The sequence below is a fragment of the Mesorhizobium sp. P5_C1 genome, assembly GCF_054049815.1.
The window spans coordinates 1-8,559 of record NZ_JBFULQ010000227.1; the positions used below are offsets into that span (position 1 = coordinate 1).

The 8,559-nt window shown below is 63.9% G+C and carries 9 protein-coding genes; 2 read left to right on the plus strand and 7 right to left on the minus strand.

What is annotated here, in order from left to right; all coding sequences use genetic code 11:
- Positions 1–53 precede the first annotated feature (53 nt).
- The 3 genes from ACXJ7R_RS18215 to tmpA all read right to left on the minus strand — a co-directional run bounded on the left by ACXJ7R_RS18215 (position 54) and on the right by tmpA (position 3,516).
- Positions 54–1,214, minus strand: coding sequence for a PcfJ domain-containing protein (locus tag ACXJ7R_RS18215; RefSeq protein WP_457153053.1), 1,161 nt, complete (start codon positions 1,212–1,214; stop codon positions 54–56).
- Positions 1,215–1,783: 569 nt separating this feature from the next.
- Positions 1,784–2,368, minus strand: a complete 585-nt coding sequence (gene tmpB, locus ACXJ7R_RS18220; RefSeq protein WP_457153054.1) for a (R)-1-hydroxy-2-trimethylaminoethylphosphonate oxygenase — start codon at positions 2,366–2,368, stop codon at positions 1,784–1,786.
- On the minus strand, positions 2,365–3,516 hold the full coding sequence (gene tmpA / locus ACXJ7R_RS18225) for a 2-trimethylaminoethylphosphonate dioxygenase (RefSeq protein WP_457153055.1): 1,152 nt from the start codon (positions 3,514–3,516) through the stop codon (positions 2,365–2,367). The genes tmpB and tmpA overlap by 4 nt, the downstream gene beginning before the upstream one ends.
- Positions 3,517–3,634: 118 nt before the next feature.
- Here tmpA and ACXJ7R_RS18230 point away from each other — a divergent pair, with 118 nt between their 5' ends.
- A complete protein-coding gene (locus tag ACXJ7R_RS18230; protein ID WP_457153056.1) occupies positions 3,635–4,519 on the plus strand; it encodes a LysR family transcriptional regulator in 885 nt (294 codons plus the stop codon).
- A gap of 4 nt (positions 4,520–4,523) precedes the next feature.
- Here the strand turns inward: ACXJ7R_RS18230 and ACXJ7R_RS18235 are convergent, their stop codons facing one another.
- Genes ACXJ7R_RS18235 through ACXJ7R_RS18245 form a run of 3 tightly spaced genes read right to left on the minus strand, consistent with a single transcriptional unit; the run spans position 4,524 to position 5,972 of the window.
- A complete protein-coding gene (locus ACXJ7R_RS18235) occupies positions 4,524–5,051 on the minus strand; it encodes a GNAT family N-acetyltransferase (RefSeq protein ID WP_457153057.1) in 528 nt (175 codons plus the stop codon).
- 44 nt (positions 5,052–5,095) lie between these two features.
- On the minus strand, positions 5,096–5,404 hold the full coding sequence (locus ACXJ7R_RS18240) for a hypothetical protein (protein WP_184873406.1): 309 nt from the start codon (positions 5,402–5,404) through the stop codon (positions 5,096–5,098).
- 4 nt (positions 5,405–5,408) lie between these two features.
- Positions 5,409–5,972 carry a helix-turn-helix domain-containing protein gene (locus ACXJ7R_RS18245; protein WP_457153058.1) on the minus strand — a complete coding sequence of 188 codons (564 nt, stop codon included), beginning with the start codon at positions 5,970–5,972 and terminating at the stop codon, positions 5,409–5,411.
- 156 nt (positions 5,973–6,128) lie between these two features.
- Here ACXJ7R_RS18245 and ACXJ7R_RS18250 point away from each other — a divergent pair, with 156 nt between their 5' ends.
- Positions 6,129–7,961 (plus strand): ATP-binding protein, encoded by a 1,833-nt coding sequence (locus ACXJ7R_RS18250; protein WP_457153059.1) that lies wholly within the window; start codon positions 6,129–6,131, stop codon positions 7,959–7,961.
- Positions 7,962–8,184: 223 nt separating this feature from the next.
- Here the strand turns inward: ACXJ7R_RS18250 and ACXJ7R_RS18255 are convergent.
- Positions 8,185–8,559 (minus strand): GGDEF domain-containing protein (locus tag ACXJ7R_RS18255; RefSeq protein WP_457153060.1); only part of this gene is annotated, 375 nt, incomplete at its 5' end.

An 8,559-nucleotide genomic window follows, 5' to 3' on the forward strand; every position in this document is an offset into this window, starting at 1 on the left:
CATCCGCCCCTTTTAAACCCGCGCGGCGATTCCGCCGCGCGGGCTCAGTCTGTTCAGTCCTGCGGCGTCACGCACTTCGCCTTGGCCCAACGCTCGAGGATCTTGCGCTCGTCCGTCGTTGCCAGACGATTGCCGAAACCGCGCACCTGGACCGCCCGATGCTGCGGATCGAGCTCGATCGTCAGCAAGCGTTCAGTCTTGCCGAGCGCCTTGCGCCGCAGCGCCCAGATCGAGGCATTGCCGGCAATGCATTTGGTCGCATAGGACGATACGCAATGATGCATCGCCCGGCTCTCGGCAACGAGGTCCTCTGCGGTCTTCAACTGGCGGATGGAGAACCACTCGCCATGCGCCTTCGCCTCCTTGGGCGGCGGATGCCATTCCCAATCCTGCAGGCGCGAGCCGTCCCAGGCGCTGCACTGCGCGGGTGCGCCGGCGACGGGCTGAGCCCGCGCGGCGGCCCGCCGGCGCATCGTCTCGATGCGTTCGATCGCAGCAAGATCGCGATGCCAGTCCGACATCTGCCGGTGCAGCGAGGCGAGCGTGCGGCCCTTCAGGCTGTAGGCAGCATCGCGCCGGTGCTTGGCGCCGACATAGTCACAGAGATCGTCGATCTCCTCCTTCGAAGCAGGATGCTCGCAGAAGAAGCGCGCCACCTCGCGCCAGAAGGCCAACTCGCCACGCGGCGTGCGCGCGATCTTCGTGCGTGCAAGTCGTGCAGCCAGCCCCCAATCCTCGGTGTAGGACCGGACGATCGCGAACCAGAACGCCTCGTCGAAGGTGAAATCGCCGGACACGTTCAGGAAGCAGTGCACCTCCTTTCGCGACAGCCACGCATTGGCGCCCGCCTTGTAGAGCGAGCCGCCACCTGCAGCCGTGACGTACCAGGCCAGGCGAAGTGCGATCTCCTCGCCATCGAGTCCCGACCTATCCAGCCAGATGGCCTCGAGCGCGGCCGAAACCGGATAACGCGCAAAGAGATAGCGGGCGGCAGCCAGCCGCAGCCGCGCCGGGTCGCGCGTCTTCAGCTTTGGACGCCACAACGCGCCGTCGCGGATCGCCATGCCTGCATAGCCGCGGCGTACCTCGTCGAGCGCCCGCTCGAAATCGGGAGCGGGGCGCGGCATGGCGGAAACCCGCCTCAGCGATGCTTGATATGCTTCAATGCGTTGGCGCTCGGCGTCCTGCCTGCGCTGGATCATGGACTTTGCCATGGCCGTTCTTCCTGATTGGAACCCTGTCAGCCGCACGCAATTCCAGCGTCGGCACGGAATGTGTCGATCTGGGTTGGCGTGACATGGACAGGTCTCCGTTCAGGATGACGGGTTGGGAATGGCGCGGTCTCTAGGCTCACAAGAAACTTGGCACAAGTGCCATTCCTTCAATGTTTACAATGGCCTGCCGAAGTGTTGCAAAGCTGCATCTTTGATTTTCAGGCAGCCGCGATCGTTGGCCGGGAGCTAGGCTTCCCACCGTTTTAAGGACAATGCGGCTTAACGCCGTCCCGGGTTACGCAGCTCGTGTAGACGACAACTGCCACCGCACATCGCAGCACGGCGGTCCTCAGAGTGCCAGGATATTGGAACCGCTGTGGCGCGGTCAGCCCGTTCGTCCGCCGCGGAGGCGCAAAATGCGTGAACAAGATCTCATCGTCGCCTCCATCAAAAGCGTGGTCGATACGGTGCGGCCAATGAAAATGCGGGCCGCATGGTGGGCGCGGCTAATACATCGGAACAAGCGCAGCGGCAAGACGGCGAGCCTCCTCGACCTCGACGGAGTTGCGTCAGGCGCGATCGCGAAAGTCGCGAACGACCCGCTGCAGCAACGGCACGTAGTCGCGGAATGTCCGCGTCTTCATGTTGGCGACCTTGCCGCTCTCGTCCCAGATACGGACCCGGACCGCCTCTTCATGGAAGGGATTCTTGCGGAACTCGGCCACCTCGTCCACGCTCATCGGCCCGCCCTGCAGCGACAGCGTATGCACCGAAGCCTGCGAAAGCTTGCCGAAATAGCTCGGGTCGGTGGCGCAGAGATAGCGCTTGGCCGAGACATGCAGCCTGACGCATTCGACGATGACAGGCGGAAAGAACGGCGCCAGTACCTCACCGCCGGCTTCGTCATGATGCTTGTCCTCGACATCCTCCGGCGAATAGGTGCCGAACTCGCTGGTGTAGTGGCCGATGTCGTGCAGCAGGGCCGCCGCCACCAGCTCGTCCGGCGCGCCGTCCTGCTCGGCGAACCATGCGCCCTGCAGCATGTGCTCCGACATGGTGACGGGCTCACCGAGATAGGATTCCGCACCCCGGCGTTCAAAGATGTCGGCGATGAACTCGACGATGTTGTCCGCGTTCAGGTCCTGGCCGGTCATTCCGCCGCCTCCTTGAACCCGCGTTCGATCGCCGCGAGCGTCGACAGCAGGCCGTCCTTGTCGGCGTAGCAACCCTGCAGCCAGCGCTTGCCGGTGCCGGAAAACGCCTTGCGGGCATGCATGACGCGCGTGTTGTCGACAATGAACGCCTGGCCCGCTTCGAGCTTGAAGGTCACTTCGAAGGATGGATCCTCGATCAGCTCGGCAAACCGGCGATAGGCGGCATAGTATGCCTCCATGTCGGCGAACGGCACGTCGACCGTCGGCGCCAGCGAACGATTGTTGAAGCGGATGCAGATCAGCTCGCCGTCGGGCCCGAGCTCGATCATCGGCCGCTTCGCCTGCAGCCGCACGCCGGCCGAGCCGGCATATTCGAACCGCGCCGGGCATGAACTCAACAGCCGAAAGCCTTCGGGGTTCTCAGCCTGCAAGGCGGCCGCGACGGCAAACCCGTCGACGACGCTGGACTCGCCACCCTCCACCGTATTTTCGATGCAGGACAGGATCTGCAGCGTCGGCACCGGATCGCGATAGGGATTATCGGTGTGCGCCTGGAGGCCGAGATTGGTGTAGGCGAGATTGCTGGGATTGACCTCGGCGCGCACTTCGAACCAGCGGCCGTAATTGGTTTCCCTGATATAGCCGAACAGATCTGACACTTTGCAGAGCGCCCCGGATTCGGCCGGCAGGTCGTCCATCACCGCAAAGCCATAGGCTTTCACCGCCGACAGCCATTGCCTCAAGACGTTGCGGTCGCGGCTGGCAGCAGGGTAGCCGGCACGCGGCACGGAATTCTGCATCGTCGCCTTGGTCCAGCGCACGATGTGCTCGCCTGTCCAGCCGGCCTGGCGGGCCGCGTCGCGATCATAGGCATTGGCGCTCAGCCATATCGAGGGAAAGCTCACCGTCTTTCCTTCCGGCACGAAGCTGACCTCGAGGGCGTCGCCCTTGATCGATGCCGCGCCGATCTTCGTCTCGGCTGGAATGTCGAGGATGGTGATGAGCCGCTGGCCGTTGCCGGCGCTGCGCGTCTTGTCGTCCAGCGCATTGTCGCGCAGCCAGATGGCGTGAAAGCGGGTGCGCGTCCCGTCCTTCCAGCCAAGTTCGATGGTTCCGCCTTCGTCGCCGACCAGCGCGTGGGTGAGCATGGAGATCCATTCCTGTCCGCTACGCCTGCGGTCCGATCCGCAGGTTTCGATTGCATGTTGACCGCGCGAAAGGCATAACTCAAATTATCCTTTTTTGGCCAATGACCCCAAAGAACTAATGGCTCGAACAATCCCGCCCTTGCCTCCGCTTGACTGGCTGCGCAGTTTCGAGGCCGCGGCACGGCTGTCGAATTTCACCGCCGCGGCAACCGAGCTTGGCCTGACCCAGGCGGCGGTCAGCCAGCATATCCGGCTTCTTGAAGAACGGCTGAAGACGCGTCTGTTCTCAAGGCTGGCACGTGGCGTCGCGCTGGCGCCGGAAGGCGCGGCTTACCTGCCCCACATCCAGTCGGCTTTCGCCACCATCGGCAGCAGCACGGCTGAACTGTTTGAGCCGCGTGCCGTCCAGACCGTGACCGTTCGAGCGCCGATCTCCTTTGCCTTGCTGATGCTCGTCCCGGCATTGCCCGATCTGGCCACGGCATTGCCGCGCATCCAGCTCGATCTGGTGACGATCCACCGACCGACCGACTACGACCTGCCGGGATCAACGCTCGACATCCGTTTCGGCAACGGATCCTTCCCCGGACGTGACGCCGACAGGCTGACCGCCGAGCGGCTCGTGCCGGTGGCTGCCCCGGCCCTGGCTGGCGACGCCGACTGGACCTCCCTGCCGCTGCTTCTGGTCGCCGGCGCACGCGAGATGTGGGCTGAATGGTTCGCGGCCGCAGGGTTGGCCGGCCACCTCCGGCGATCGCATCGCTTCGACAGTTTCGTTGCGGCGATGGAGGCGGCCCGGGCCGGTGCCGGCGTGCTGCTGGGCTCGCGGCCGCTGGTCGATGCCGCGCTCGACAGCAGGACCCTGGTCAGGCTTTCCGACTTCGAACTCTCCAGCACCTCTGGGCATTTCCTGACCAAGGCGTCGACCGCGCGCCTGACCAGTGCCGAGCAGGATTTCCGCCGGTGGCTGCTGTCGCGCCTCTCCGGTTACGGTCCTGCGTGACTGGTTACGAGATTGGCCCGATACGTTTCCAGTAGAGGAGTGTACCGGTCAGCCCGCCATGCGGCTTCAAGGCATAGTCCGGTATCTCGCCTGCCAGCGTGAAACCGAGCTTCTCGTAGAGCCCTGAAGCACCCTCCTCCGTCGCCGTGTCGAGAACCAGCAGCGTGCGGCCCTTTTCCACGGCCAGGCTCTCAGCGGCCCGCATCAGGCGCGATCCCACGCCCCTGCCCCGGTAATCCAAACGGGTCATCAACTTGGCGATCTCGGCCCGGTGCGGCTGGTTGGGCGGACAGTCGAGCAACAGGGTGACGGTGCCGACCAGGACCTCGCCGTCCCAGGCGCCAAGCACCGCCCTTTCCCCTCTTGCCGCTGCTGCCAGGGATTTCTGCCAGAATGCGCTAGCCGCTTCCGGTGCCAGCGGATGCATGAAACTGACCGATCCACCGGCCGCTACCGTTGCGACCAGCAATTCGGCCAGCATCTCCTGCGTCGCCGCAGCTGGGGTCAGTGTTCCGATCTCGATCGAGTTCATGCGCGTGATGTCCTGTGATTGCGATGGCACGACTGAAGCGGTCGTCAGTCGAGATGGCGCACGCGGCGGCGCTTTCGTGCCGCCTTGATGGCGCCGATGCGTTCGGTGTCTTCTTCCCTGAGATGCCGCCCGCGCTCCAGTATCTCGAGCGTATATTCCTCATAGGTCAGGCCCAGCCGCTCGGCCTTGTCCATGCGCAGCAGCATGACCTCGCGGCTTGGCGCCTTCCACGCCTTGGCATGGGCGGCCTGCCAGGCAAGGAAGATGTAGGGATCGCCCTTGCCCCATGGCGGCCCCTTGTACTCGTCAAGAGGCGGCCCCCCATTGTGGGAGCGCTTTGGTCGTCTGGCCATGACTTCAACCCCTGACCAGCGCGACGAGATAGTCGGCGCCGGGTTCCAGGGCGTGGAAGGTGCAGTCCGATGGCGCGCCGAGCGCCAGACAATCGCCGGGGTCGAGCCGGTGCACCACATCGCCCTCGGCAAACTCGAGCCGCCCCGAAATCAGCCATATCTGCTGCTTGATGAAGGCATAGGACGCGGCGGGAAAACTGACCCTGGCGCCCGCCGGCAACTGAACCCTGATCAGTTCCAGCGGCATGTCCGAGGCGGGCGACAGATGCCGCCTGACATAGCCCGTACCAGGGTCGCGCCACACCGGTTGATCGGCCTCGCGCAGCAGCCCGCCGCCTTGCAATTCGGCGCGCGCGATGAGCGTCGACAGCGTCATGCCGAAGGCCGACGCGATGCGCACCAGAAGTGCTGCCGTCGGGCTGGTCTTGCCGCGCTCTATCGTGCTCAGCATCGCCTTCGACACGGCGGAGCGCCCCGCAAGCTCGGCCAGGGACCAGTCCCGCATGGTCCTTTCGGCGTGTATTCTTCTGCCGATGGTTGAGGAAATATCGTTCGCTATATCATCCATATGTCCATTATAGCGAAATGCCGGCGATGGAGAAGATCCCTCTCGCGACAATTCTCACGGACCCCTTAATCGTCTCTACACCATCCGACCTCATCCAGCCTTAACCCCGTTCCTGTAGGGTCGATGCTCCAAGGGAAAATGGGGGTTGGTCTGTCCATGTATGTCGAACGCGAAGCCTCCGTTGGAGAACCGACATCGCAGGAGCGTCGCAACGCGGAGCAGAACGACAGGCGCATTCTGGGCAACGTCGTGCAATGCGACGGCGCGCGCGCCACCATCGGCGCCTTTGCGGACGATATTGACGGCGCGGTGACCGGCCTGTGGACAGTCGGCAAGATGATTTCCATCAATCTGGGATCCACGCGAACCGTCGGCCTGGTCTACGGGATCGGCAAGTCGGACCGCGCCTGGAGCAATGAAGGTCAAAACCCGATCGAGGTCAGCATCGAGCTGATCGGCGAAGTCCGCGACGGAGCAGAGCCGGGCGCCAAGCCGATCTTCGATCGCGGCATCACCACCTATCCGCATATCGGCGCCATCGCCCATCGCATCCGCACCCGTGACCTGCAGGCGGTCTATGATCTGGCCGGGCGCCATTCGATCACCATCGGCACACTCTCGCAGGACGAGACGATCGCCGCCAACATCGCCATCGACGATACGTTGGCGCGTCACTTCGCCGTGGTCGGCACCACCGGTGTCGGCAAATCCACCGCCGTCTCGTTGCTGCTGCGCAAGTCGATCGCGGCGCGGCCGGACCTGCGCATCCTGATCCTCGATCCGCACAACGAGTTCGCCGCGTCGCTGCCCGAATATTGCGTCAGGGTCGATTCCAAGACGCTCGACCTTCCGTTCTGGATGTTCAGGCTGGAGGAGTTCGCCGAGGTGCTGTTCCGCGGCCGCGAGACGGTGCCGGAAGAGATCGACGCCTTGCGCGACCTCATCCCCGCCGCCAAGAACCTTTACCGCAACCCGAATTCGGGCAGCTACATCAGGCGCGGCAGCGATGCGCTGACCGCCGATACGCCGGTGCCTTACCGCATCGCCGACCTTATCAAGCAGATCGACGAGCGTATGGGCATGCTCGAAAGCAAGACCGATCGCCCGACGCTGAAATCCCTGAAGACGCGCGTCGAGTCGGCGGCGGCCGATCCACGCTACCGTTTCATGTTCAACTCGCGCCTGATCGAGGACACCATCCACGAGACGATCGGCAACCTCTTCCGCGTGCCGCATCATGGCCGCCCGGTAACCTGCTTCGAGATGGCCGGCATGCCGTCCGAAGTGGTCAATTCCGTCTGTTCGGTGCTGGCGCGCCTGGCCTTCGACCTCGCTTTGTGGAGCGAGGGCAAGCTGCAGCTTCTGCTTTTGTGCGAAGAAGCGCACCGCTATATGCCGGCCGATCCGCGTCTCGGCTTTGCGCCGACAAGGCACGCGCTGTCGCGCATCGCCAAGGAAGGCCGCAAATAYGGCTSCTATCTCGGCGTSGTCACCCAGCGACCGGGCGAGCTCGACCCGACGATCCTGTCGCAATGTTCGACCTTCTTCGCCATGCGACTAGCCAACGAGCAGGACCAGGCGATCATCCGCTCGGCGATTGCCGACTCCTCGGCCTCGACGCTGGCTTTCCTGTCGTCCATGGGCCAGCGCGAGGCAATTGCCTTTGGCGAAGGCGTGGCGACGACGATGCGGCTTAAGTTCGAAAAACTATCCTCGGAATTGATCCCCGGCACCAACAAACGCGAAGAGGCCGAGTCGAAAGCCGGCGAGGATGTCGACCTGGTGGCGATCGTCGAGCGGCTGCGCAACGTGCCGAAATCAACGCAGCAGGCGATGGCCTTCGCCGAAGTCGTCGATTCAAGCCGCCAGGCCGGCGATCCCGACTACCGCAAGCCGCCGGCCACCAGCCGGGTGCAATCGGATGACGATTTCGACATGCGCTACGGTCTCAAGCCCGCGACCTTCGGCCTGCGCCCACAAAACGACTGAGCGGTGCGCGCTACGTCTCTCTGCTGACAGTCCAAGAAGCCGCACATCTAGGCGCCCTGCGTCGTTGGCATGCCTTGGGTAAATCCCGAAGGGGAATTCATCAGGCCGAGTTGAATGGCGTGGCTTTCGAGAAGCCGGAGCGGAGCGGACATTTAGTCCGTGAGCACCGGAAGTCTAGAAAGCCGCGTCAGACGACCGGCCTCATGAATTCCCTTTCGGGATTTTAGGCGCAGACGCGGTTGCGGCCTTGCCTCTTCGCCTCGTAGAGCTGGCGGTCGGCGCGGCGATAGAACTCCTCCGCCGTTTCCTTGCGGTCCCAGACAGCCAGACCGACGCTGGTGGTGATCCTGAGCCGGACATTGCCGGAGAGCACCGACATATTGGCGACCGCCTTGCGGATGCGCTCGGCAAACTTGCCCAGCAGTTCGGAGTCCATGTTGGGCGTGACCACGGCGAACTCCTCGCCGCCCAGCCGCGCCACCACGTCGTGATAGCGTGTCATGTCCTTGAGGCAGCTCGCGACGGCCTTGAGCACCTCGTCGCCGACATCATGGCCATGGGTGTCGTTGACCTGCTTGAAATGGTCGAGGTCGAGGAT

Bases quoted from the DNA above. Each gene is read 5' to 3' on its own strand.
- ACXJ7R_RS18240 (WP_184873406.1), bottom strand. From the start codon at position 5,404: ATGGCCAGACGACCAAAGCGCTCCCACAATGGGGGGCCGCCTCTTGAC.
- ACXJ7R_RS18215 (WP_457153053.1), bottom strand. From the start codon at position 1,214: ATGGCAAAGTCCATGATCCAGCGCAGGCAGGACGCCGAGCGCCAACGC.
- tmpA (WP_457153055.1), bottom strand. From the start codon at position 3,516: ATGCTCACCCACGCGCTGGTCGGCGACGAAGGCGGAACCATCGAACTT.
- tmpB (WP_457153054.1), bottom strand. From the start codon at position 2,368: ATGACCGGCCAGGACCTGAACGCGGACAACATCGTCGAGTTCATCGCC.
- ACXJ7R_RS18230 (WP_457153056.1), top strand. From the start codon at position 3,635: ATGGCTCGAACAATCCCGCCCTTGCCTCCGCTTGACTGGCTGCGCAGT.
- ACXJ7R_RS18245 (WP_457153058.1), bottom strand. From the start codon at position 5,972: ATGGATGATATAGCGAACGATATTTCCTCAACCATCGGCAGAAGAATA.
- ACXJ7R_RS18235 (WP_457153057.1), bottom strand. From the start codon at position 5,051: ATGAACTCGATCGAGATCGGAACACTGACCCCAGCTGCGGCGACGCAG.